Annotated in this window: 21 protein-coding genes and 2 tRNA genes; 9 read left to right on the forward strand and 14 right to left on the reverse strand. The window is 70.2% G+C overall.

Annotation, left to right across the window (positions count from 1 at the left end; genetic code table 11):
- Positions 1-274 precede the first annotated feature (274 nt).
- Together ENSA7_RS34150 and ENSA7_RS34155 are read right to left on the reverse strand one after the other, a co-directional pair.
- Positions 275-1,582 (reverse strand): hypothetical protein, encoded by a 1,308-nt coding sequence (locus ENSA7_RS34150; protein WP_106093606.1) that lies wholly within the window; start codon positions 1,580-1,582, stop codon positions 275-277.
- Between the two features lie 222 nt (positions 1,583-1,804).
- Positions 1,805-3,517, reverse strand: a complete 1,713-nt coding sequence (locus ENSA7_RS34155) for a hypothetical protein (protein WP_106093607.1) — start codon at positions 3,515-3,517, stop codon at positions 1,805-1,807.
- 55 nt (positions 3,518-3,572) lie between these two features.
- On the opposite strand from ENSA7_RS34155, the gene ENSA7_RS34160 reads away from it, so the two are divergent.
- The gene (locus ENSA7_RS34160) at positions 3,573-6,104 is read left to right on the forward strand and encodes an endopeptidase La (RefSeq protein ID WP_106093608.1); all 2,532 of its coding nucleotides are present in this window, start codon (positions 3,573-3,575) and stop codon (positions 6,102-6,104) included.
- Between the two features lie 42 nt (positions 6,105-6,146).
- On the opposite strand, the gene ENSA7_RS34165 is transcribed toward ENSA7_RS34160, so the two are convergent.
- Entirely contained in the window at positions 6,147-6,425 is a 279-nt protein-coding gene (locus ENSA7_RS34165) for a hypothetical protein (RefSeq protein WP_146158466.1), read from the reverse strand.
- A 478-nt stretch (positions 6,426-6,903) separates the two neighbouring features.
- Between ENSA7_RS34165 and ENSA7_RS34170 the strand changes: the two genes are divergently transcribed.
- Positions 6,904-7,449, forward strand: coding sequence for a hypothetical protein (locus ENSA7_RS34170; protein ID WP_106093610.1), 546 nt, complete (start codon positions 6,904-6,906; stop codon positions 7,447-7,449).
- An 85-nt stretch (positions 7,450-7,534) separates the two neighbouring features.
- On the opposite strand, the gene ENSA7_RS34175 is transcribed toward ENSA7_RS34170, so the two are convergent.
- The 8 genes from ENSA7_RS34175 to ENSA7_RS34210 form a co-directional block, all read right to left on the reverse strand.
- Complete coding sequence (locus ENSA7_RS34175) at positions 7,535-8,944, reverse strand: serine/threonine-protein kinase (protein ID WP_106093611.1); 1,410 nt, start codon at positions 8,942-8,944, stop codon at positions 7,535-7,537.
- A 211-nt stretch (positions 8,945-9,155) separates the two neighbouring features.
- Positions 9,156-9,228 (reverse strand) — tRNA-Lys (locus ENSA7_RS34180).
- Between the two features lie 13 nt (positions 9,229-9,241).
- Positions 9,242-9,314, reverse strand: a tRNA-Glu gene (locus ENSA7_RS34185).
- Positions 9,315-9,462: 148 nt separating this feature from the next.
- The gene (locus tag ENSA7_RS34190) at positions 9,463-10,170 is read right to left on the reverse strand and encodes a hypothetical protein (protein WP_106093612.1); all 708 of its coding nucleotides are present in this window, start codon (positions 10,168-10,170) and stop codon (positions 9,463-9,465) included.
- A gap of 170 nt (positions 10,171-10,340) precedes the next feature.
- Positions 10,341-10,871 carry a 4-hydroxylaminobenzoate lyase gene (locus tag ENSA7_RS34195; RefSeq protein ID WP_106093613.1) on the reverse strand — a complete coding sequence of 177 codons (531 nt, stop codon included), beginning with the start codon at positions 10,869-10,871 and terminating at the stop codon, positions 10,341-10,343.
- A gap of 12 nt (positions 10,872-10,883) precedes the next feature.
- Positions 10,884-11,726: a hypothetical protein gene (locus ENSA7_RS34200; protein ID WP_106093614.1), complete on the reverse strand. Its 843-nt coding sequence runs from the start codon at positions 11,724-11,726 to the stop codon at positions 10,884-10,886.
- Between the two features lie 16 nt (positions 11,727-11,742).
- Positions 11,743-12,765, reverse strand: a complete 1,023-nt coding sequence (locus ENSA7_RS34205) for a hypothetical protein (protein WP_106093615.1) — start codon at positions 12,763-12,765, stop codon at positions 11,743-11,745.
- On the reverse strand, positions 12,762-13,460 hold the full coding sequence (locus tag ENSA7_RS34210) for an NUDIX hydrolase (RefSeq protein ID WP_181234387.1): 699 nt from the start codon (positions 13,458-13,460) through the stop codon (positions 12,762-12,764). The genes ENSA7_RS34205 and ENSA7_RS34210 overlap by 4 nt, the downstream gene beginning before the upstream one ends.
- Before the next feature lie 85 nt (positions 13,461-13,545).
- Between ENSA7_RS34210 and ENSA7_RS34215 the strand changes: the two genes are divergently transcribed.
- The 4 genes from ENSA7_RS34215 to hemC are packed head-to-tail and all read left to right on the forward strand — an operon-like array spanning position 13,546 to position 17,152.
- Positions 13,546-13,923 (forward strand): hypothetical protein, encoded by a 378-nt coding sequence (locus ENSA7_RS34215; RefSeq protein WP_181234388.1) that lies wholly within the window; start codon positions 13,546-13,548, stop codon positions 13,921-13,923.
- A 38-nt stretch (positions 13,924-13,961) separates the two neighbouring features.
- The gene (ccsA, locus tag ENSA7_RS34220; RefSeq protein ID WP_106093618.1) at positions 13,962-14,750 is read left to right on the forward strand and encodes a cytochrome c biogenesis protein CcsA; all 789 of its coding nucleotides are present in this window, start codon (positions 13,962-13,964) and stop codon (positions 14,748-14,750) included.
- Between the two features lie 25 nt (positions 14,751-14,775).
- A complete protein-coding gene (gene hemA, locus ENSA7_RS34225) occupies positions 14,776-16,176 on the forward strand; it encodes a glutamyl-tRNA reductase (protein ID WP_106093619.1) in 1,401 nt (466 codons plus the stop codon).
- 7 nt (positions 16,177-16,183) lie between these two features.
- Positions 16,184-17,152, forward strand: coding sequence for a hydroxymethylbilane synthase (hemC, locus tag ENSA7_RS34230; RefSeq protein WP_106093620.1), 969 nt, complete (start codon positions 16,184-16,186; stop codon positions 17,150-17,152).
- A gap of 97 nt (positions 17,153-17,249) precedes the next feature.
- Here the strand turns inward: hemC and ENSA7_RS34235 are convergent, their stop codons facing one another.
- From ENSA7_RS34235 to ENSA7_RS34245, 3 genes are read right to left on the reverse strand one after another with little or no spacing between them, the layout of a single operon-like run.
- Positions 17,250-17,963: a redoxin family protein gene (locus ENSA7_RS34235; RefSeq protein ID WP_106093621.1), complete on the reverse strand. Its 714-nt coding sequence runs from the start codon at positions 17,961-17,963 to the stop codon at positions 17,250-17,252.
- Between the two features lie 18 nt (positions 17,964-17,981).
- Complete coding sequence (locus ENSA7_RS34240; protein ID WP_181234389.1) at positions 17,982-18,833, reverse strand: protein-disulfide reductase DsbD domain-containing protein; 852 nt, start codon at positions 18,831-18,833, stop codon at positions 17,982-17,984.
- Positions 18,834-18,870: 37 nt separating this feature from the next.
- Complete coding sequence (locus tag ENSA7_RS34245; protein WP_106093623.1) at positions 18,871-19,800, reverse strand: DMT family transporter; 930 nt, start codon at positions 19,798-19,800, stop codon at positions 18,871-18,873.
- An 83-nt stretch (positions 19,801-19,883) separates the two neighbouring features.
- Here ENSA7_RS34245 and ENSA7_RS34250 point away from each other — a divergent pair, with 83 nt between their 5' ends.
- The 3 genes from ENSA7_RS34250 (at position 19,884) to ENSA7_RS34260 (ending at position 23,989) form a co-directional block, all read left to right on the forward strand.
- Positions 19,884-20,183: a hypothetical protein gene (locus ENSA7_RS34250; RefSeq protein WP_146158468.1), complete on the forward strand. Its 300-nt coding sequence runs from the start codon at positions 19,884-19,886 to the stop codon at positions 20,181-20,183.
- A 129-nt stretch (positions 20,184-20,312) separates the two neighbouring features.
- Entirely contained in the window at positions 20,313-21,968 is a 1,656-nt protein-coding gene (locus ENSA7_RS34255) for a serine/threonine-protein kinase (protein ID WP_106093625.1), read from the forward strand.
- Positions 21,959-23,989, forward strand: a complete 2,031-nt coding sequence (locus ENSA7_RS34260; protein WP_146158469.1) for a hypothetical protein — start codon at positions 21,959-21,961, stop codon at positions 23,987-23,989. Before ENSA7_RS34255 ends, ENSA7_RS34260 begins: the two co-directional genes overlap by 10 nt.
- The last annotated feature ends 283 nt before the right edge of the window (positions 23,990-24,272 follow it).

Below are 24,272 nucleotides of genomic sequence, written 5' to 3' on the forward strand. Positions count from 1 at the left end.
CGTATGTGGGGGTCTCAGAAGGCGTGACCGCGAAGTGCGAACCAAGACGCCGTTCGACGGAGCGTCTTCAAGCCCCCTTCGAGGGGGCCACACATACGCCCGCAAACAGCCAGCCCGTGGGGAGCGAACCAAGACGCCGTTCGACGGAGCGTCTTCAAGCCCCCTTCGAGGGGGCCACACATACGCCCGCAAACAGCCAGCCCGTGGGGAGCGAGCGAAGCGAGTGACCGCGAAGTGCGAAGGCGTATGTGGGGGTCTAAGAAGGCGGTCAAAGCTAAAACTGGAAGCTGAGGGCTGCGCCCTTGCTGTCGTGGCCGATCACCGGGCCGATGCGCAGGTTGCTGAGCGCCTTGAGCTCTTTCTCGCCCGCGATGAAGCTCTTCGCGGCCTGCCGATCCTGATAGATGATGATCGCCAGCACGCCCGTCAGCAGCACGGTCGCGCCCAGGAACACGTCACCGAGGATCGCCCGGTTGCGGATCTGTCCGGTCGCCGTGCTGACGTCAGCTGCGAGATCGGCGTAGCAGACACCGTCTGCGTTGCAGGTGGCGGTCGGGTCGTCGTCGGAGAGGCCCGAGGCCTCGAGGTCTTGCTTGGCGGTGTTCCACTTGCCGCGCGAGGCCGCGGCCAGGCCGTACATGGTGCCCATGGTCGCTGCCGAGCCGAGCGTGAGGGTCAGGGCGACCCAGGCTCGCGGCTGCCAGTAGCCAAACGTTGGGCCGCGCTTGCACGCGGGCCGGAGGTCGCGCTCTTTGCTGACCTCGCCGTCATCGCCCTCGACCTCTTTGTCTTCGCGGGGGCCTGTGCGGCAGAACTCCTTGAAGTCGCGCTTGAGATCGACGGTTTGCTCGCCGACGTCGACGCCGGCGCTGTAATCCATGGAAGCCTGCTCCATGGCCTTGGCCAGATCGGCCTCGCGGGCGGCGATCTCTTCGGGGGTCTCTTCGGGCTCGTCGAGGGTCGCGAGGATCTGCAGCTCTTCCTCGGTCGCCGGGGTCGGGGCGACCTGGGTCTCGACCAGGCGCCGGGCGACGGCGCCGCCGATGACCTCGGGGAGGATGTAGTCCTGGGCCGAGCTCGTCAGCGACAGATCGACAACCTTCTTCTTGTTGGCGATGTCGTAGATGATCACCTTGGCGACGCCGTCCGCGGGCACCACGGCCCAGGCGAAGAAGTCGTAGGTGCTCGCGGTGTTCTTGTTGAGGTAGGCGCCGATCTTGTCGAGACAGCTCGTGTCGGACGGCTTGCACTTGTTTTTTTGTGCGGCCTCGTCGATCGAGCGCTTGATGAAGTTGGCCGTGTAGCCTTGATCGGAGAGGGCCGCCTGAACCCGACCGCGAAAGTCGTTGGCTTTGTAGTCGTCGCCGGTGAATTTCAAGATCGCGACGTTGCCGCCGACCGTGGCCTCGGTCTCGGCCTCGGCTGGCGCGTCTGCTGGCGCGGCGTCGTTCGGGGGCGCCGCGAGCACGGGCAGCGGGGCCACGACGAGGCCCACCGAGATCCCGAGCGCGACGCCGAGATTCTTGGTGGTGCCGGCGAAGCGGCGAGCGAGGAGGGTGGGTCGGGAGCTAGGGCGCTTCATCGGCGGGGGACCTCTCGGTCCGCCCCAAGCCTGACGCGGGCTGGGGCGAGTGGATCGGCCGCGCTCGAAGAGGGCGCGAGTACCGACCTGTGGGGCGGGATGATAACGGGCTGGCCGATCCGGCTCAACCGAACTCGGCCGTTGGTGTGTTTTCAGCTCGGGTCAGGCTTCTGACCCGCTTGCAGGCGCCATTCGTAGACTGGTTCACCGTTGGCAGCGAACTCACTTTGCCGGACCGGCGTCACCGCGCAGCCGGGCGGTCGCAAGCATGAGCACGGCGGCGGCACCGTGGAGCAACGCGAGGTCGTCCCCAGGCTTACGCAAACTGAGCGCGAGCGCGGCCGCGAGGACCAGCCCGAGCAGGACCAGCTCGGGCGTGTGTCGACGCTCACGGGGTTCTACGGGCAGCTCGGCGACCAGGGCGTGCACGCAGATCCCCACGCCAGCGCCGAGCGCCACGACGCTGAGGCTCCCCGCCAGCGCCCGGCTCGACTCCCAGGTGATCCGTCCGCTCTGGGCCAGCTGCTCGGCCAGGGCCTCGAGCAGCGCGATCGCGTCTCCGTGACCCGCGATCGGGGAGACCGACACCAACAACAGCGAGGCGGCGCACGCGATCGCCAGCACCCGAGATCCCCGAGCAGATCGCCGAGCAGATCGCCGACCAGACCCCCGACCAGATCCCCGAGAGCGGTCCGACGGCTGGCCGCTTCGGTCCGGGATCAACACCAGCGCGATCGCCAACAGCGAGAGCGCGCCCCCGCCCGCGGAACCGCTGCCCCCCGAGCTGCTCGCGGCGACCAGCACACCACCGAGGAGCGCGAGGCCGGCCAGCGTGGTCGCGGCCGCGATCGTCCCGGTCGCGCGGCCGCCCCAGCGACGGGCGACGAGCCACCCGCCGAGCACCACGATCACCAGCCACGCGCCCGACTCCACGGCGAGGCGCGGCTGTCCTCGGGGGCCGGCGCCGGCGGGCCAGTCGATCCACCGGGCCAGGCGCACGCGATCGCGCCCGGCGAATGCCGTGTAGCCGGGCCAGCGCGGCGACAGCCCGAGCCCCGTCGAGCCATCGACGAGATACTTGCGGGGGCACGCGCGGCTGGACTCGAAGCGATCGTGAGGGCCGGTGGGCTGGCCGGGGCAGCCAAACTCCACCCGGGATCCCGCGCCGGTCGTGCCCGAGCGGACCTCGATCCCGAGCAGCGAGGGGTAGGCCGGGCGCTCGGCCGGGGGCACGATCGCGTCGATGACTCGGACCTCGGCACCCGCGAACGCCTGCCGAGCCCGGGCGGGGCCGTCGGCGTAGCGTGTCTCGGCGATCGAGTGCAGCTCGAGCTCGAGCCGCTCGGCCCAGCGTGCCGGGTCGTAGCCGAGCCCCCCGGGGGGATCGACGAAGTCGTCGACCACGATGTCGTGGGGGCCGAAGCCGTCGATCCGCACGGCGATCGCCTGGCGCGGATGAATTCCGATGATCGGGCCCGAGTGAACCATGCCGTGCGGTTGATCGCCCGCGAGCTCGTAGCGGGAGCCGGCGAGGCCAGCGAGCAGCGCGAGCGCGGTGATCAGCGTGGTCGCGACCAGCCTCGGTCGCGAGCCCGACAGCGCCAGACCGACCAGCGGCAGGGCCCACAGCGACGCAGGGCTCGCGATGATCACACGCCCGAGCGTTCGAGCGAGCAGCACCAGCGCGAGCACCAGCGCGAGTGAGCGTGCGATCGAGCGAGCGCGTGCGGGTGCCGAGCTCGCGGTGTCACTGTGACACTCACGGTCCGCGTGATCGCCCTGACCACCACCAGGATCCGGGCGATGGCGAATAGCGAGGCCCACGGCGACCAGCACGACCAGCCCGCCCAGGCCGAGGCCCCAGCGGCCGAGCACCCCAAACCCGCCCGCCCACGCCAGCGCGATCGCCAGGCTCGCGCGGGCGGGGAGCGACATCCCACAGATGATACGGGTCGTCGACAGCCATGACACCGGGGGTTAGGCTCGTTCCATGTTGAACGGCCCGCTCGCCGCCGGAGTGCTCCCGCTGCTGCCGCTACGCAGCTCGGTGCTGTTCCCGGGTGTCTCGATGCCGATCGATCTCGCGCGTCCGGCCTCGGTCGAGGCCGTCCGCCGGGCGACCGATCACAACCACCGCAACGATCTTCACAATCAAGTGATCGTCGCTGTCCAGCGCGATCCAATGACGGACCAGCCGGGCTTCGAAGACCTGCATCCGATCGCCACGGCGACCCGCATCGTCCAGGTCCTGCGCGGGCTACCGGGGCGAATGACGGTGATCGTGCGCGGGCTCGAGCGGGTGCGGCTCGACTCGCTCGAGCGCGTGGATGGCTGCGACCTAGTTGGCTACCAGCGAGCTGGGGTCAACCGGGGCGACTCGGCGATGCTCACGGCGCTCGCGGGCGTGCTGCGCGACCTCGTCAAGCGCCACGAGTCGCTGCTGCCCGCCAGTCGGGTCAGCCAGCAGCGTCAGGAGTCCGTGCAAGAGGCGCTCGACGAGCGCGACGCCGCGCGGGTCGGGGATCTGGTCGCCAACCTGGTCGAGTTCGAGACCAGCGATCGGGTCGCGCTGCTGCAGCAGCTCGACGGCGGCGAGCGCCTGCGCAAGCTGGTCGAGCTGCTCGCGCAGCGCTGCAACGAGCTCGAGGTCAAGCGTGACATCGACCGCAGCGTCCGCGACCACCTCTCGCGTCACGAGCAAGAGGCGGTGCTCCGCCACAAGCTCCGGGCGATCCAGGCCGAGCTCGGCGACGACGATCCAGACAGCTGGCTCGACGAGCTGGCCGAGCGGCTCGATCAGAAGATCCTGCCCGAGCAGGCCCAGCTGGCCGTCGATCGCGAGCTCGCCCGGCTCGAGCGCATGAACCCGCAGAGCAGCGAGGCGGTCATCTCTCGCACCTACTGCGAGTGGTTCGCCGATCTCCCCTGGCTGATCCCCGAGCGCGGCGCGGACAACCGCGGCGTCGACGTGAACCTCGAAGACGCCCGCGCGCGGCTCGAGGCGGACCATCACGGCCTCGACAAGGTCAAGAAGCGGGTGCTCGAGTACCTCGCGGTTCGCCGGCTCGCGCCCAACCAGCGGGGGCCGCTGCTGTGCTTCGCGGGCCCGCCGGGGGTGGGCAAGACCACGCTCGCGCAGAGCATCGCCGCCACGCTCGGCCGCGAGTTCGTACGCTTCTCGCTCGGGGGGGTCCGCGACGACGCGGAGATCCGCGGCCATCGGCGCACCTACGTGGGCGCGCTGCCAGGCCGGTTGATCCAGGCCATGAAGAAGGCCGGGACCCCGAACCCGGTCATCCTGCTCGACGAGCTCGACAAGCTGTCGGGCGCCGACCTACGCGGTGACCCGGCCTCGGCGCTGCTCGAGGCCCTCGACCCCGAGCAGAACGACGCCTTTGAAGATCACTACTTGAACGTGCCCTACGACCTGTCGCAGGTCATCTTCATCTGCACGGCCAACGAGGTCGGGGCGATCCCGGCGGTGCTGCGCGACCGGCTCGAGTTCATCTATCTGTCGGGCTACACCCTCGAAGAGAAGCTGCAGATCGCCCGCAAGCACCTGCTGCCCAAAGAGCTGCGCGACAACGGGCTGCTGCCCGGGTTGGCGGACGAGGCCCCGGCCGCGCCCGGCTCGCTCCGAGACCAGCGCGCGCGCAACACCAGCTTGCTGGTTGCGACCCGCCGCGAGGGTGACGACCCCGTGCCCGGCGAGTTCGCGCCTGGGGTCGAGATCTCGGACGCCGTGCTGGAGCTGCTCGCGACCGAGTACACCCGCGAGTCTGGGGTGCGAAACCTGCAGCGCCGGCTGGCCGCGCTGCTGCGCGACGTCGCCATGCAGAAGGCCGAGGCAGATCTGCCCGATCGAACCAACACCAAGCCCGCGCTGCTCGATGTCGCGGACGTCGGGCGGATCCTGGGGCCCCCGCGCTACCGCGAGGAGCTCATGGCCCCGGGGCCTCGGGTCGGCGTGTGCACGGGCCTGGGCTGGACGCCGACCGGCGGTCGGCTGCTGTTCGTCGAGGTCACGATCGTCGCGGGCACGGGCAAGTTGCGGCTGACGGGGCGCCTGGGCGATGTCATGAAGGAGTCCGCCCAGGCGGCGCTCAGCTTGATCCGCAGTCAGGCTGATCGGCTCGGGGTCGGGCACGTCGTGTTCGACAAGCGCGACGTGCATGTCCACCTGCCGTCCGGGGCGGTGCCCAAAGATGGACCCAGCGCTGGGATCGCGCTGACGACCGCGCTGCTCAGCGCGCTCGGGGGCCGCACGGTTCGGCACGACATCGCGATGACGGGGGAGGTGACCCTGCGCGGGCACGTGCTCGCGGTCGGCGGGGTGCGAGAGAAGGTGCTCGCGGCGCATCGGGCCGGGATCACCGACGTGATCTTGCCGGCCCGCAACCGCAAGGACGAACCCGACATCCCCGCGGCCGCGCTCGCCGATCTGCGCCTGCACTTCGTCTCCCACGTCGACGAGGTCTTGGCGCTCGCGTTGTGTGAGGCCCCGGCCCGCGCCAGCGCCTGAGAGCAGGCGCCAGCGCCTGAGAACAGGCGCCAGCGCCTGAGCTCAGAACCCGTACCCGATCATGGGGTCGGGGACCACAGGTTCCGCGGTCGGGGCTGTCGCGGGGCTCACACGCTCGAGCGGCGCGGGGGCGGGATCTCGGCTCCAGGTCGCGGGCGCTTGCGCGGACGGAGCAGCGTCCGGCGTCGACGCCTGCAGCGCCGCGAGGCTGGTCAGCTCGATCACCACCAACAACACGGGGACCAGCAGGAACACGATGTTGACGACGGGGAGCACCAGCTGCTCGATGAAGTCGGCCCCCCGCCGTGGTTCGCGTCGCATGGGGCCGAGGACGGTCGACCCCATGGGAAGTTCCGTGCCTTGGAGGTTGGATCCAGCGCGAGCCACGGAGGCGTCTGCGCCGGGGTGAACCCGCGGTCGCGCGGCCTGATCCGCTCGCGCGATCTCCCGGGCGACCCAGGCGAGGCGCGCTCGTCGTCGGGGCATTCTCGCACCGCCATTCGGCGCGGCCGCCCGTTTCAATGGATATGTCATCAATTGCGTATTGATTCCAATGCGACGCAAGCCAGGGCAAAGTCGCCCCAGGCTGATTATCTATTTTTCACAAGTGGATCCGATTAGCAAGAAAATGGGTATCCCAGCGTTTGGCCAGTTACTAGCCAAAGGATGGGACCCACGGCCATTCGGACCCAATGCACGCTCGCGCCGCAGTCTCGCCGCGGTCGATCTCGAATCACTGTATGGTGTTCTTTATTTCAATATACCAACACGTTCGCCGAGTGGTGTGTATATTGAGACCATGTTGCACAACAAACAGATGTTCTCGGTCATTGCTCTGGTTGCGCCCTTCGCCCTGGCGGCGGTGGCCACCTGGACAACCTCCAATTCGGCCGTGGCCAGCGCGCAGGGGCCCGATCTATGTCTCGCCACTGGCATTGACGCCAGGCCCGATGACGACAACATCGGTCGTGGGGGCTGCGTGTACGCGGCCGCGGACGCGCCCGTGCTCGGGGCCGATGTCTGCTGGGACGGCAAGCTCGCCAAGCTCAAGGGCACCGCTCCGTGTCTGGGCTACACGCGCGCCTACCACGTGCGCCACGGCGAGGTGCTCGACCCCCACACCGGCGAGATCGCGGCCTATGCTCCGCTGCCGGACACCTGCAAGCTCGTGCCTTGCTCGCCGATGTTTCAGCCGGTCCCGGTCGAGGACGGCCTGGCTTGCTGCGATCCCAAGACGGGCGACTGCGTGGCTCCCGACGCGAACGGCATGTGCACCGTCGGCGACATCACGTGGTGTAAAGAACTCGAGAAGCACAATGACGGCAGCGTCACCTGCTACGAGTAATCGCAGACGACACTGGCCTGGCTGCCGCCAGCTTGATCCAGCTCCTGATCCAAATCCTGATCAGATCCTGACCAGATCTGCCCGCTCACGGCCGCTCGGCGTCGCGTTGACGCCGACGGTACTTGGCCATGGCGGTCGCGCGCTTGTCCGTGAGGCTGGTCGGATCGGCGCCGAGATCCTGGGCGAGGTTCAGACCGGCCGCGTAGAACAGCGAGGCCTGGGTCGGCGCATCGGCGCTGACGAGCTGATCGCCCAGCGCTTCGATCTGCGCGAGGTACTCACGCTGCGCTTCCGTGTCGGTCTCGCGCACGACCGGCATCGCCGTCATCAACACGGGGACGGTCTGGGCGAACTCGCCAGCCTCGATCAGCTCGCGGGCATGGTCGATCGCTGCGTTCGCGGTCAGCACCGCGGTTGGGGTGATGACCACGTCGAGCGCTGGGGCTTCGCGGGACAGACCCACGGCGGCCAGGAACACCGCGCCCAGCATCGCCGCGGTGACCGACGGGCGCACGCTACGGCGCAGCCAGCTGCCGACCGGCGCCTCGGCGCTCAACACCCCAAACTTGCCCGAGTTCGCCGGCGCCAGCGCCCACAACAGCGCGTCCATGGTCTCGAAGCGATCCTCGGGCTCGACGGCCAGGCCGCGACGCAGCGCACGGACCACGTGTGCGCGCCCGCGTGGGGTGCCGGCTGGGCCCGCGGCGATCGAGTCGTAGCGTCGCTGCGCGTCGGCGCCTGCGAACGGGGGCTGAGCGGCGAGCGCCTCCCACAGCGCGACACAAAACGAGAATTGATCGCTGCGATCGTCGCCCGAACGGCCAAGCAGCCGCTCGGGCGCGATGTAGCGGAGGGTCCCGACCGCGACCTTGGCATCGCCAAGCGCGAGCCCGCTGTCGACGACGCCCAGGCCATCCCCGACGGGGCCTTCGGGGGCCAGCGGGGCGAGCGAGTCGAGCGTGTCGAGGTGGCGGGCGAGGCCGAAGTCACCCACGGCGACGCTGCGATCGGCGCGCAGCATCACGTTGGCGGGCTTGAAGTCGTGGTGCACCAACCCCGCCGCGTGGGCCGCCGCGAGCCCGGTGCCGGCCTCGCTGAACAGCCGCAGGATCTCGTCGGCGTCGCGTGGGGCCGCGCTCAGCCAGCGCTGCAGATCAGTCTCGGCGTACTCGATCGCCAAGAACGGCGTATCGCCGTGTCGACCGACGTCGTGGACCGCGAGCACGTTGTGGTGGTTGAGCCGGGCCATCGCCCGCGCCTCTCGCAGGGCGGTCGCCAGCTCGTTGGGCGCGAAGCTGGTGAACAGCTTGAGCGCGACGCGTCGATCGAGGTCCCGATCCATGGCCTCGTACACGACCGCGAAGGCGCCATGCCCGAGCCGCCGAAGGATCTCGAACCGGCCCGCGATCAGCTGGTCGGGCTCGTCGACGTGCTCGCTACCGTCGAGCTCGAGGCTCGACGCCAGGTCGTCGGCTTGGAAGCTGCGGGGACTCATGAGCAACGCGCCACGCTTAGACTACCCAGTCCAGGCGGTTTCCCAAGCTGCTCCCGCTAGCGGCGCAAAAACAACGCTCTAGTGGTGTTTTCGCCGGTACCGCCCAAGAGATCAGCGCGCGTTGTCTCGCCATGGGCGAGACCGCCCCAAGCTGTCTCGGCTCGATCAAACAGAAAAACCCCGAAGCGAACGCTTCGGGGTTGAGCCTCGTTGAGCCCGGTAGGACTCGAACCTACGACCAACGGATTAAAAGTCCGTCGCTCTACCAACTGAGCTACGAGCCCTGGAGTGAGGCAGTGACCCCTACGGGATTCGAACCCGTGTTGCCGGCGTGAAAGGCCGGTGTCCTAGGCCTCTGGACGAAGGGGTCAGTGAGAGAGACGGGGCGTTCTACATGGTCGGGCGATGTCCGGCAAGTCCCGGCAAGTCCCGGCAAGTCCCGGCGAGTCCCGGCGAGTCCCGCATGATCGGAAATCGTCCGTCATGTCGGGCGGCCGGACACCCCAGACCGGCACACCTCAGGGGGCGAGGAAAGACATCTTGGAGGTCGTCGCGTAGAACGTCTCTTTGAGGGCGTTCCAGGCGGCGGGGTGGGTCTCGATGACGATCGCGTACATCATGCCGTTGGCCGAGTTCATCTGGAACAGGGCACGCGCAGGCTCGGGGTTGTCCGCGCTCGGCGGGACGTCGAGCACCGCCTGGTAGTAGCGCGTGCCGTCGTCGCGCTTCTCTTCGCTGAGGGTGTGGCCGGTGTAGCCCATGGCCTCGAGGGTCTCGTCGCGGATCACGGCGATGTCACGCTTGTCGTCCGCGAAGAAGGTCATGGCCATGTAGCTGATGACGCCGCCGGGCATGCCCTCGATGCACGAGACCGACTCGATCTCTTTGCTGGTGAGCGAGGCAAAGCTCGGGGTCTGCTCGACGAAGTTGTCCTCGGTGACGTTCTTGGGCAGCCGGATCAGGACCGTGTCGCCAAAGTACGGGGCCGGGTAGTCGGCCGTCTCGGCTGGGCAGACCTTCTTGGTCGGGTCTTCCTCGTTGCCGCCACCTTCGTCGCCGCCCGAGTTGTCCTCGGCCTTGCCCTTGCCCTTCTTCTTGTCTTTGCCCTTGGTGTCGGCGGTGGCGCTGCCATCGTCCGGCGGGTCCGTGCCTGGCGGGGTCTTGTCGCAACCAGTGGCGAGCGCGAGAGAAAGGACCAGAGAAGTGATAATGGCGGATCGGATCACGGGCACAGGTCTCCTGGTGTGGCGCATTCTTGCCAGGTCAGCGGGCGAGATTCAAGCGTCGCCCGGGGAGTCCGCCAGCGCCGTGTGGCGGGACTGGTCAGGCGGCGCGTAGGTGTCGCGCCGCGGTTCGCTGGCAACGCATGGCACCCGTGGCGGACTTGCAGTCAGGTTCAGGCCGGCGCATGCCACTCCACGGCGCCGCCAGGCAAGAAGTAGATGAGGTTCATGCGCTCGCCCGCGACCTGGGGGACGTGCCGCGAGCCAGGCCCCAATACCACCCAACCAGGCCGTCGAGCCTCGAATTGGCAGTCTGAGGGCGACGTGGCCGGGCCGGGACTCGCGGGGAACCCGATCGTCACCTCGCCGGCGGGGTGGGTGTGCTCGAGCCCCGCGCCGATCATGCTCACGATGTCGATCGACAGGCCGTGGGTCGCGGCGCTGGACTTGGCCACGCGGGAGAAGCGTGCGTCTGCCTGACCGCGGTTGGCCAGCACTCCGGCCTCGATGCCGCGCGCGATCAGATCGCCGAGCGCCTGGATCTGGGGCCCGGCATGGGGAAACTCGCGCTCGAGCGTGGCCTCGATCACCTGGATCCTCTCCGGTGTGACAGCGGCGGCGAGGTCGAGGGCGGCGACGCGAGCGAGGAGCGGGTCGAGCTGCGCGAGCAACTCGGTGTGGAGTGGGTGGGGGCGGTCGGACATGGGGGAATCTTGCTACTCGGGCGTGTGGGGGGACGCGCTCGTGTCCCAGCTGCGGCCGGTCACGCGGACGCGAAGGTGAGGGGGGTCCAGGGTCGACGCGGCGCTCGGGGTCAGCAGCGACGAGCCGTCCAGCACGCAGCGTAGCGGGGCAGCGTCGATCTCCGCCAGCGCGTGGGCAGGACCGTGCTCGCCGCCCCGCGCGGACTCCCGCAGCCAGGCGCCGACCTTGGCGCCCTGACCGACCCGGGTCAGAGCTACGCGGCGCTCGTCGAGCGTGGCGATCGTGAGCACGTCGAACGGAAAGCCGTCGGGCGAGCCCGCGCCGAACCGGCCGCCGGGGTGCTCGGGGTCGGCGCGCAGCATGATCTGCCAGCGCCCAAGCACCCGCGCCGCGAGCAGCTCCGGAGGACAGGCGCTCGGCCACAGCCACACGGTCTCGCCCGCGGGGCTGTGCAGCTCGACGAGCTCGCCGGGGTCGTCGCCGAGCTCGTCGAGCACCCGATCGAGGTTGTCGAGCTGCAGGGCCAAGTTCCGAAAGTCGAGGGCGGCGAACACCGGGAGCGTCACCTCGGGGGCCTCGGTCATTCGCGCGAGCGTGGCGAGAGCGTCGGCGAGCTGCGGATCGTCGCGCTGGATCGACGCGGTCAAGCGAGCGTCGTCGGGGACCCAGTCGTAGTCGGCGAAGCGCAGCCCGGCGTCGCACGCTGGGGACTCGGCGGCGGGATCCGGGCTCGCGGTGGCGGCCGCGTCGACCGGCGCCTCGCTCGCGACCTGGCGACAGCCCAAGGCGATCGCCGCCGCCAGCCCCCCGCCGATCAGCGCGACAGCGAGGCTCGGCTTGGGTGCGGCGTGCATGGTGACGATCGTCCGCTCAACGATCCGCGAAGTGCTTGACCTGGTCCGGCGCGATCGCCAGGCGCCCGACCACGCCGCCCTCCTCGGGCGCGAACGCGATCTCGCCGATCAGCTGTTGAACCTGCTGGTTCTCTTCGGGGTGGGCGCGGGCCCGAAGCGCGTTGGCGCACTCGTCGACGTCGCCGCTGGGATCGAGCCGCACCTGACCCTCGTAGCCGACCTTGGTCCCGGGCCCGGGGACCCGACGCAGGGCGAACTGGACCTGCGCGATGGTCTGGCTCACGTCGAAGTGAACCAGCGGACCGGCGGCGAACAGGACCAGGTCGATCATGGGATCTTCGGTCAGCGCGCGGGCGAGCTCTTGCTCGACGGGCGAGCTGGCCTGGTCTCGCGCGGTGGTCAGCGGCTCGAGGCCCGCGCCGGGGACGTCGACGGGGATGAACGCCGCGACCTCGCCGAGCACGGCGATCCGCCACGGGAACGAGCCGCCGGGCAGCCACACGTCGATGTCGTCGACGGTGTTCTTGGCGAACCCACCTTGCTCGAACAGCGGCCCGAGCTCGCCTGCGTCCGTGCGAAGTCGACGCACGAAGTACGGCGACTTGGACAGCGCCACGCTGAACGCGAGCGAGCTGGGCTCGAGCCAATTCTCCGGCTCGGCGTCGCCGTCGAACACCACGTCGAGCCCCTCGTCGAGGGTCGCGCGCTCATCGAGCAAATCGGCGGCCTTGGGCGGGATCGCAAACACCACGGCGAGCACCGCCGGATCGAGGCGCTCGCCGACGCGGTCGTAGGCGACCGCGAGCGGATCGGGGGGCAGCCACGCGAGCAGCAGATCGAGCTCGCTGGACGCGGCGGTTGGCGGCGCCTCGGCGGGGCTGGCCGCTGGATCTTGGGTCGCAGGCGGCGTCTCGGCGGCCTCGCTGGATTTCGCTGGATCGGGGGTGGGTGGCGGATCCTTGCAGCCTGCCGCGGATCCCAGCGCGAGCGCGGCGGTCACGAGCAGACCGACCGATCGCAGATGTGTGGAGGCGCTCATGGCTGCGGCACCCAGCGCTGGCCTGCGCGGACGAAGCGACGGGGGAGGGCGAGCACGCGCTCGGGCACGCTGCCAGTGTCGCCGGGTAGCCCGGCGTAGTCGGGATCGTGAGGCATGACGATGTGGAGGCTGCTGTCGACCGGGATGACCTTGGGCAAGATCGGCTCGCGGACACAAGCCGGCGGCCGCTCGAGCCAGGTGCGCCAGTCGCCGGCGGCGAGGCTGAGCAACACGCTCAAGGTTGGCGGCGGCAGGTCGACCTGCTCGGCCCGCCACTGATCGAGGATCGCCGCCGCGCTGGCCCAGCGCCCGGCCCGGGTCTCGACGCCGTCGGCGATCGCGTCGTGGCCCTGGTCGGCGGCGATCGTGGTCAGATAGAAGCGGGCCACGAACCGGCGGGGCGACTCGCCCGAGGGGGTCTTCCAGGTGTCGAACCAGCGCAGCCGGTCGAGCTCGACGCTGAGGCTGGCCTCTTCGACGCACTCCCGCTGCGCCGCTCGCGCGAAGCTCTGGTCTTCGTCGCTCCCGTCGACGCCGTCCTCCGCCTCGACCCGGCCGCCCGGAAACACCAGCGCGTCGGGCATGAACGCGCTCTTGCTCGAGCGCCGGAGCATGTAGAGTTCGGGGGCGTCGTCGCTGGGCCCGCGGGGCCGCAATACGACGACGGTCGCCGCCGGTTGGACAGCCCTGGTCATCACGCCGGTGGTATCACGTCCACGCCTGGCCTGGCCATCCAAACACCGGTTGTCGGGGAGCGCGACCGCGAATACCCTCGCTGACATGGTCCGCGTGTTCGTGTCCCAAAACTGCATCGATCGCTGGCATGCAACGGGCGGCATCGCGATCGACGGCGATCTGCTGCGCTTCCACGCGGTCCCGAGCACGAACTTGTTCATCAACCCCAGCGTGTACTTCGAGCGCGTCGACGGCGGCGAGAGTGATCCCTACGACATCGTGGGTGCCGTCAAGACCGCGCAGGAGCTGGCCCAGATGGGGGCGGAGCACTACGAGCGATCGGTCGTGCTCGGGGACTTCGCGTATACCGTCAACCCTGGGTTCGTGGCCTCCCCAGTCGGTGCTGACGGCGCCGCCCAGATGATCGACCCCAGCACGTGGGGCCAGCTGGTCGGCGCCATGGAGGCGCTCGGGGTCCCGTGACCGCGGCCGTTTGACGCCGCATAGTCGACTCAGCTCCGATGCTGCCTTTCTTCATCCTCGCGGCGCTGGCCTACGGCGCGGCTTCGTTCGCCTACGGCGCGGGCACCAGTGAGGGTAGCTCGATCAAGCAGTGGGCGCGGGCGCTGCTCGCTGGCGCGGCGCTGCTGCACACGGCGACCGTGGGGGCCCAGTGTGTCGAGGGCAACCACCCGTTCAAGTCGGTGTTTCTCGCGACCAGCCTGGGGCTGTTGATCGCGGTCGCCGGGTTCTTGGCGATCAGCGCCAAGCGACGGCCGATGCGGGCGCTCGGAGCGGTGCTCGCCCCGTTCGGATTGATCGGCCTGACCCTCGGGGTGGTGATGGGCCCGGCCGATGGAGTCGGAGCTGGAGTCGGCGCGGGGGTGGTGCGGGCGCACATCGCCCTGGCCACGGTCGGGGTCTCGGGCTTCACGCTCGCGGCTGGGGTCGCGGGCCTGTACCTGGGCATGGAGCGGCGGCTGCGGACCAAGCAGTTTCAGCCGACCGAGTCGGGAATTTCCCTGCTCGGGCTCGATCGTCTGCACTGGTGGTTGGTGTTGCTGGTCACGCCCGTGTTCACGCTGGCGATCGTGACCGGCGCGATCGCCTTGCTCCGCGTCGGCGGACCCCAGATGCTGAGCGGGCGGCTGATCGAGCTGGTCGCCGCGGGGGTCGCGTTCATTGCAACCTCGGCCGCGCTGATCTCTCGCGCGGTCTGGGGTCTCCGCGGTCGCAAGGCCGCCTGGCTGACCATGGTCGCGTTCTTGTGCATGGTCTTGATCCTCGTGTCCTACGCCGTCCGCTCATGACCCGCTACACCAGCACGAGGACGCGATGAGCTTGTTCGCGGTGGGGCTCAACCACACGACGGCCCCGGTCGATCTGCGCGAGCGGCTCGCGGTCCCGCGCGAGCAGATCGGCGAGAGCCTGGCCGGGCTGGTCACGCGCGCGTCGCTGAGCGAGGTCGTGCTGCTCTCGACCTGCAATCGGGTCGAGGTCTACGCGGTCCAGCCCGAGGCCAAGCGCCCCGATCAGATCCTCGACGCGCTCGCGGATCTGCGCGGGATCCAGGGCGACATCATCCGCCGCCACTGCTTCGTGCGCGAGCAGGACGGGGCCGCGCGACACATCTTTCGGGTCGCGGCCAGCCTCGAGAGCATGGTCGTGGGCGAGCCGCAGATCCTCGGCCAGGTCAAGGACGCGTGGCAGCTCGCGCGACAGCGTCGCACGGTCGGGCCGATCCTGGATCGCTGTCTGACCATGGCGTTTCGCGGGGCCAAGCGGGTGCGCAGCGAGACCGAGGTCGCCCGTGGTGGGGCGTCGGTCGCGTCGGTCGCCGTCGAGCTCGCGCACCGGATCTTTGGGGAGCTGCGCGGGTCCACGGTCGCGCTGATCGGCGCGGGCGAGATGGCCCGACAAGCGGCGGCGCATCTGCGGGCGGCCGGGGCCGCGCAGGTGTTGGTCGTCAACCGCAGCGCCGCGCGTGGTCAGGCGCTCGCCGAGGCCGTCGGCGGCGTCGCGCACGGCTGGGATCAGCTCACCGAGGTGTTGATCCGGGCCGACGTGGTCGTGACCAGCACCGGCGCGTCCGAGCCAATCATCGACGCTCGAATGATGCGCAGGATCATGCGCAAGCGTCGGGGCGCGCCGATCTTCATCGTCGACATCGCGGTCCCGCGCGACGTGGATCCCAAGGTGGGTCGGCTCGACTCGGTCTACGTCTACGACGTCGACGATCTCCAGAAAATCCTCAGCTCCAACATGCAGGCGCGCGGGCACGAGGCCGAGGCCGCGGGGGCCGTGCTCGAGCAAGAGATCACCGCGTTCTTGCACTGGCAGCGGGCCCGCAGCCTCAACCCGGTGATCCGTGATCTGCGGACTCACGCGCGCTCGATCATGGAGCGCGAGGTCGACAAGGCGATCGCGCGGCTCGGCGATCTCGACCCCGGTCAGCGCGAGGCCGTCGCCGCGCTGGGTCACGCGATCACGCAGAAGATCCTGCATCGGCCGCTCAAGGCCCTGCGCGAGTCGGCGATCCACACCGAGCGCGACGATCTGTCCGGGGCGCTGCGGACCTTGTTCGCGCTCGAAGAGGCGCTGGACAGCGAGGCCGAGCTTGGCGACGCTGCGTGCGGGCACGTCGAGTGCGGGCCCTCGATCCCGGAGACTGACGAGTTCGACTCGCTCGAAGCGCTCGATCCTCTGGACGATCTCGACCTCGACCCGAGCGAGTGACGAACACGTGAGCACCGATCAACGAGCATCAGGACCCAAGCGACTTCGGCTTGGCACCCGCGCCAGCGCGCTGGCGCTGTGGCAGGCCAACTATGTGCGCGACGCCATGCTGGCCCGCTGGGGTGACGCGCTGGAGGTCGAGCTGGTCGAGATCACCACCCAGGGCGATCTGATCCTCGATCGACCGCTCAACCAGGTCGGAGGCAAGGGCTTGTTCGTCAACGGTATCGAGGACGAGCTGCTCGCCGGTCGGATCGATCTGGCGGTCCACAGCATGAAGGATCTACCCGGGCACACGCCGCCGGGTCTGGCGATCGTCTGCACCCCGGAGCGCGCCGATCCACGCGACGCGCTGGTCGGTCCCGCGGGCTCGCGCCTGGCTGATTTGCCGGCAGGGACGCGGGTGGGGACCTCGAGCCTGCGCCGGGCCGCGCTCGCCAAACGCCTCAATCCAGGGGTCGAGGTCGTCTCGATCCGCGGCAACGTCCAGACCCGGATCAGCAAGATCGAGCAGGGCGTCGCCGACGTGGTGTTGCTCGCCGCCGCCGGCCTGCAGCGGCTCGGCCTCGACGCGCAGGTGGCCGAGTACCTCGACCCCGAGAGCTTCTGTCCGGCGGCGTGTCAGGGGATCTTGGCGATCGAGGCCCGGGCCGACGACGCGACCGTCCGCGAGCTGCTCGGGCCGCTCGAGCACCCGCCCACCGGAGTCGTCGCGGCGGCCGAGCGGGCGTTCCTCGGCCGACTCGAGGGCGGCTGCCAGGTGCCGATGGCCTGTCACGCGCGGCTGGGCTCCGACGAGGTGCACGTGCGTGGGCTGGTCGTGGATCCCTCGGGCGCGCCGCTGTTCGACGCGCGCAAGTCCGGCCCCGCGACCGAGGCCGCGGCGATCGGTCGGGGTCTGGCCGAGACGCTGCTGCGGCTCGGAGCCGGGGGGATCATCGAGACCCAAAAACGCCTGGCCGCCGCGAGCACCTAAGCTGTTTTCAGCTCGGGCGAGACTGCTTTCAGCTCGGGCGAGACTCCTCGCCCGCTTGCGGGCGGCATTCGTGTTCTGGTCCACCCGTGGGCAGCGATCAGCCGTCGACGCGGCCGAGCGGGGCGTTGTCGAGGCCGCCCGCGAACACCAGCTTGCCCTCGGGGTCGATCACGAACATGTGGGGGGTCGTGGTGGCGCCGTAGCTGTGGCCGACGGCGCCGTCCTCGTCGATGAGGATCGGGTGGGCGAGCTTCCACTCGGCCTTGGCCTCCTTGTTGCGCTCGACCCCGGCGCCCTGCTTGCCGGCGGCCCCGGAGTTGATCGCCAGCCACACCACGCCAGCTTGGTGCTGCTCGTTGCCGAGGGTCGCGAGCGGTCCCTCGCCGTGGGCGTACTTCACGAACGGGCAGTCGGGGTTGAACCACTCGAGCACGACCGTCTTGCCGGCGAAGTCCGCGAGCGAGACTTGCTCCCCGTCGAGGTTGGGCAGCGTGAACGCGGGCGCGGGCTCGCCGACCTTGGCGGTGGGCGCGGTGCCCTCGTCGGCATACTTGACGCCGCAGCCGTACGCCTTGGGCTCGGTCACCGTGATAGGGCCACCGGCCGCGAGGTGGCCCAGCGCAGTGAGCAGGTGCGGCTCGTAGCCAGCGTCTGCGTCGGCCGCGGGCTCGGCCGGATCGGCCTTGGGCGCCGCGTCGGCTTCTTTGGGCTTCTCGGTCTTGCTGTCGTCGGCGTTGTTGGTGCCGCCGCAGGCCGTGAACGCGAGGCAGGGCAGGGCGAGGGCGAGGGCGAGGGTCGTGGTGGACTTCATGGTCGTTGGTTCCTGGGATCAGGTTGCGGGCCAGGGGACAGCGAGCTCGAGCCAGCGGGTCTCGCCAGCGATCGTCGAGCGCAGCACGCCCTGGGCGCCATCGGGTGGGGGTCCTGTGAAGCGGTAGTGGAGCTCGAGGGTGCGGCCCTCGGCGATCTGCTTGCCGAGGATCGCGGTGTCGGCCGCGAACGGAAACAGCTCGACGAGCTGCAGCTCCGCGTGGGGCTCGACGATCAGCTTGCCGTCGGCCCAGCTGGCCGTCAGGCGATCGCCAGCGGGCTCGGGCACGCGCTCGAGCATCGCGAGGATGGTCGGGTCGCTGGCGGTCGGCAGCTCGTCGAGCTTGGCGACCAGCTTGGTGGACCCGGGGATGCAGCTGTCGGCGCACGCGAGGTAGCTGCTGGTCAGCTCCAAGCTGGGGTGCTCGCCGAGCTCGGCCAGCGGGACAAACAACACGGCTTCGTGGCCCCAGCCGTAGCTGACCTGGCCACCGTCGCTCGCGAAGGCGTCGGGGGCCGGGTACAAGATCGGGCCCGGGCGGGCGTGGGTGGGCGTGATCTCGAGCTTGGTGCGCAAGCCCGAGTCGCCCGGGTTTTGCCAGTAGATGTGCCAGCCAGCTTCGATCTGGTGGCGCACGGCCACGAGCGCGTCGGCGTGCGCGAGCGGGCTGTCGGGGCCGAGCCGCTCGGCCAGGCGGGCGCGCGCGGCCGCATCGACCAGGGCCAGCTCGACGCGGACCAGCGTGGGCCGCTCCTCGGCTTTGGGCCCGCCAGCCGCGGCGGCCTCGGCGGGCAGCTGCGCGTTGGTCGGGGCCTGGGTCGTGCACGCGACCAGGAGGCCGGTGATCAGCGCAGTGGCGAGCTTGTCCACGCGGGGCAGGATAGGGGCAGGAACCCGCGCGCGCCAATCACCACAGCAAGATCGCGACGCCGCCGACCGCGATCATGGCTCCCAGCGCGCCTGCCCAGCCAAACCGCTCGCCGCGGAGCCAGGTGATCGGCAGCATCAGGATCGGCGTGGTCGCCATCAAGCTCGCGGCGACCCCGGTCGCGGCCAGCTGGACCGCGAGCAGCGACAGCCCGACCCCCAAGAATGGCCCGAACACCGCCCCGATCGCGGTCGCGCCCATCGCCTGGCGATCACGGATCGCCAGGCGCACCCGCGGCCACCAGCCGGCGAAGGTGATCACCGCCGCGAACCCGACGATCGCCGTGATCACGCGGATCTGCGTGGCCGCGAACGGATCGTGATCGGCCATGCCGTGCTTGCTCAGCACCAACCCGCCCGCTTGCCCGAGCGCGCCGACCAGGGCCAGCGCGACGCCGCTGTTGATGAACCGCAGCCGCAGCGAGATCGGGCCTTCAGGGGCGGCGACCGGGACCGCCGACGCCGGCTTGTTGGGCTGGCGCTGAAGGACCGCCCAGCCGATCCCGCTGACCGTCAGCCCGATCCCCACCAGCTCCCGGGCGCCGAGCCGCTCGTCGAGGAACACCAGGCCAAACAGGGTCGTCCACACCGGAACCGAGGCCATGACCAGCGTCGAGAGCCGCGGGCCGATCAGCACCAGCGCGCGAAACAGGCACAGATCCCCGATCACGAACCCGATCAGCGCCGACAACCCCAGCCAGCCCCACGCGTCAACTTCGATGTCGAGCGGCAGCGCGTGACCGCGGGTGACCACGCCCCACAGCATCAGGGGGACCAGCGCCATGCACAGGCGCAGCAAGTTGAGGCTCAGCGAGCCGATCCGCTTGCCCGCCGACTCGAACGAGAGCGCGGTGATCACCCAGCATCCGGCGGTGCCCAGGGCCGCGAGCTCACCGGCGCGCTCGATCACCGGCCGACCATAGTCGCGGCGTCTGTCGCTGTCGACGGGCGAGTTGCCGTGACTCCCGGGCGGGAACGCAATACGGTCTGTGGGTGGAGCCGCGATCTCACGCAGGGCGGGCCGGCCGGGCGGTTCGGCTGGGGCTGCTCGCGGGTGCAGTGCTTGGGCTCGCGCTCGGCGGGGTCGTGGCCGCGGCCCCGAGCGTGGAGGCGACCTGCGACGACGTGCTGGAGCTCGCCTCACTCGCGGGGGAGCCGGTCGATGGCGACGATCGCCAGGCCTGTGTCCGCTACTATGAAGACCAGCGCGCGGACCGGGGCGTGCTCGGGTGGGCGTGGCTGTCGTGGTGCACGTGGGGGGCAAACAGCATTCCCGAGGCTGGGGAGTGCTGACAGCCAGAGCGCCGATCAGTTTGGAGACGCACCTGGCATCGTGAATTCAAACTGGTCGGTGCTCTAGGCGCGAGACAACCCGGGTCTGTTACCATCGGGCGGCTGTCTGCTGTCGAGCGGGCGACGAGCATGGTCGAGCAGAGCCCAGATTCGTTGCGTGAAGCGGCGCCGGCCTATGACGACCTCGAGGCCAAGCGCGCCCGGGCCGGGGTCGCGGCGGCGTTGTTCGCTGGGCCGGGCACCGACGAGCCGGCGGAGCGGCTCACGGTCGGGCGCTACGAGATCGACTCGCGGCTTGGCTCGGGGGGCATGGGGGTGGTCTATCGCGCTCACGATCCCGATCTCGAGCGCGCCGTCGCGGTCAAGCTGCTGCACGCCGACTCCTCGACCGACGACAAGGCCCGCGCCCGGATGCTGCGCGAGGCTCGGGCCCTGGCCAAGCTCGCGCATCCCAACGTGATCACCGTGTTCGACGTCGGGACCGACGACGGGCAGGTGTTCGTCGCCATGGAGCTGGTGGCGGGCAGCGATCTGCGCCGCTGGCTCGAGGATCGGCGCGGGGCGACCTGGCGGGAGGTCCTCGAGCTGTTCATCGCCGCCGGGCGTGGGCTCGCGGCCGCCCACGAGGTCGCGCTGATCCACCGCGACTTCAAGCCCGAGAACGTGTTGGTTGGCGACGACGGGCGCGTGCGCGTGCTCGACTTTGGCCTCGCGCGGATCCAGCAGGCGATCAACCCCGCGACCGAGGACGAGCGCGAGCGCCCACCCGCGCCGAGCGTCGCGCGGACCGACCCGGCGGGCACCGACAACGCTTCGGCGGGCGCGGGCGAGCGGGACATCGCCCACCTCCCGACCGCGTTCTCGGGCGGCCTGACCGAGACCGGGGCGCTGCTCGGCACGCCGCTGTACATGGCCCCGGAGCTCTACGCCGGTCGGCCCGCCGACGAGCGCAGCGATCAGTTCGCGTTCTGTGCGTCGCTCTACGAGGGCGTCTATCGCCAGCTGCCGTTCGGATCGAACAACCTCCCGGCGCACGTCAAGGCCGTCAAAGCCGGCCAGCTGGTCGAGCCACCGACCGATTCATCGGTGCCCGTCGAGCTGGGCCGGATCATCGCCCGCGGGCTCGCGGCCGATCCCGACGCCCGCCATCGGGACATGGCCAGGCTGCTCGCCGAGCTCGAGCGCGTCGCTCGAGGACCGGCACAGACCGCGCTGCCCGAGCCGGCCTCGTCGCGGCGCTGGCTGGGGATCGCGGTGGTGGTCGCGGCGGCGGCCGTGGCCTTGATCGGCGTCGAACTCGGGTGGTTCGTCACCAGCGCGCCCGCGCAGGTCAGCGCGAACGACACTAAAACTGGGCCTAAACCTGGGCCTGAACCTGGGTCCGAGCTCGAGCCGGCGACTGAGCCGGACGCACCGGATCCGACCCCAAACACGCCAGATCCCGCGGCTGCCCCCGCCACGCACACGACGTCGCCGGGCGACCCGGTTGACCCGCTCGGCGCAACCGAGACCACGGACGCGGCCGGCGATGAGTCGGGATCCGTCGAGCCCGAGCTCACCCAGCCAGCGCAGCCCAACATCGAGTTGCACGGGTGGTGTCACCTCCACGAAGATCGCTACACCTTGCTCAGCCGCACCAACAGTCGGCGCGCCAGCTTCACGCATCAGGGCACCTGCTACACGTGTCGGGTCGAGCGGCGGCGCAGTCGGACCAGCAGCTTCTCGCCGCGCGACTGCGCTGGGTACTCGCTGTGCGGGGAAGCGAGCGCCAGCGCGTGCGAGTGATCCAACCGGTCTGGGTCGTGATCGCGGCGCTGTTGGTGGCGCTGCTGGTCCCCACGCTGGCCCGCGCGGCCAAGCCCTACGGGGTCGTGACCGTGGATCTGCGCCCCGAGATCGGCGAGGTGCCCACGCACCTGTGTGTGGTGTCGCAGGGCCAGGGCCCGCGCACCCGCCAGCGCCTGAGTGAGCTGTTCTTGCCCCACGCGGGCACCGAGCTGGCGCAGCGCGACGAGCTGATCCTCGATCCTGCGACCTGGGGCAGCGGCAGCGACGAGCGCCCGTGCGAGGCCGGTGGCGCGTGCTTGCCCCGGGTCGAGCTGCCGATCGCCAATGTCCTGGCCGACGATCTATGGGTCGCGTGCACCTCCGACAGCCTCGTCGCCGATCGATCGACCCGTGACCCGCGGGTGCTGGTCATGATGCTCGAACACCTCGAGGGCTCGCCGCCGCTGCTCGAGTCGCTCAAGTTGACCGGCGGGGTCGCGACGATAGGGGTGCAGGCGGATCTGAGTCGGATCGTCGTGACCGCGCGCAGCCTCGGCGGTCACTACGACGCCCACACCCGCGCGTTCCGGGCCGAGGAAGCCTCGGACCACAGCGAGCTGGTCGCGCTGCCGCTCGCGCCGCGCTGTCACGGCGTCGAGATCGAGCTCCCGGGCGTGCGCCTGCGCGAGTCCGATCGGGACCGGCTCGAGCTGCGCGCGCACGGGGTCGACCTCGACGTGCACACCTGCGTCGGTCCGCTGCAGGGCTCGGCCCGCATGCACGTCGAGCTGCCGCGCGCCGAGGGGTTCGGACGGCTCGAGGTCGAGCTCCCGCCGACGGCTGGCGAGACGCCCACTGCCACGCGCTTTGCCGCCAGCTGGGGCACCGCCTGGCCCGAGGGCGAGCTGCGCCTCGATCCGCATCAGCTCGCGTTCATCTGGGCTCCGCCCGCGTGCGTGTGGGCGATCGGCACGTGCCCGGCCGCGACCCTCGAGGGCGGGCTGAGCTGCGAGGCGACGCCGCTGGCCGACGGCACCTGCCAGTACCTGTGCCCCGCGGGCGGCGACGCGAGCGAGGGCGACGAAGAATGGGTCGACGTCTCGCCCCCAGTCGCGGTCACCTTCCAGAAGACCGACCCCGATCAGCGCTGGAACGAGCTCCTCCAGCGGCCTGGCCAGGTCCTGTCGTCCTACGTCGACAGCGAGCACATCTACCTGGGCGCCGCGCTCGATGGGTGGAGCCGGAGCGTGCCCGGCAGCCGCATCAGCCACGTCGAGCTGCTCGAGAACGACGGGAGCTCGCGCAAGTACGCCGTCGCGGACGTCGACGAGCTGCGGATCCTCGCCGCCGGAGCCAGCTGTGATCCGCTGCGCTACCGGCTGGTCGGCGACCGCCGCTACCAGGAGGGCGCCGCCGAGATCCGCGACGGCCAGGTCGAGTTCGGCCAGGTTCACAAGACCGCGAGGCTGCTGACCTTCAACGTCACCATTGCCCAAGGTGGTGGCATCGCCCTCATGTCCGCGGCCGCGCCCGACGATCTCGGTCGCCAGGTCTACTTCACCGCGATCGGCCAGCTCGCCGCAAACTTTCGCCCTCGCGATCCCCGCTACGCCCGGGTCGCCTACGAACTGCGGCTCGGCGGCACGCTGGGCCAGTGGGGCTACTACGGCCCGGGATCGCTCGGTGAGCCCAAGCGCCAGCTCGCCGCCAAGCTGGCCTGGGCCCGGCTCCTGTTCGAGCCAGCCGTGATCGTCGACGTGGTCCCCCCGCTGTCGCTCAGCCTCGGAGTCGGGATCGGCGGCTCGTGGCCGATCAACAACGGCGATGTGATCAACACCGGCCGCTTCAACTGGATCATCTCCCCCAGCCTCGACGCCCGCGTCGCCCTCCGCCGCTGGGTCTCACTGGTCGTCCAGGGCCGCGTGATGCTGCGCGAGCAGACCTCTGTGGCCGTCGACATCGCCGGCAGCGAGCCCGTCTTCGCCCAGTTCTCAAACGTCTCCCTCATCGGCCTCTACGGCGCTCAATTCAGCTTCTGATTATGACCCCCACAGACGGCTTCGCACTGCGGGGTCACTCGCTTCGCTCGCTCCCTCTTGGCCGTTTGTTCGCAGGCGCATGATTGGCCCCCTAGAAGGGGGCTCGCGTCGCGTGAGCGGACGCTTCGCGCTGCGGGGTCACTCGCTTCGCGCTGCGGGGTCACTCGCTTCGCGCTGCGGGGTCACTCGCTTCGCGCTGCGGGGTCACTCGCTTCGCGCTGCGGGGTCACTCGCTTCGCGCTGCGGGGTCACTCGCTTCGCGCTGCGGGGTCACTCGCTTCGC

It is taken from the genome of Enhygromyxa salina (genome assembly GCF_002994635.1).
In the GTDB taxonomy this organism is placed as follows: Bacteria; Myxococcota_A; Polyangia; order Nannocystales; family Nannocystaceae; genus Plesiocystis; species Plesiocystis salina_B.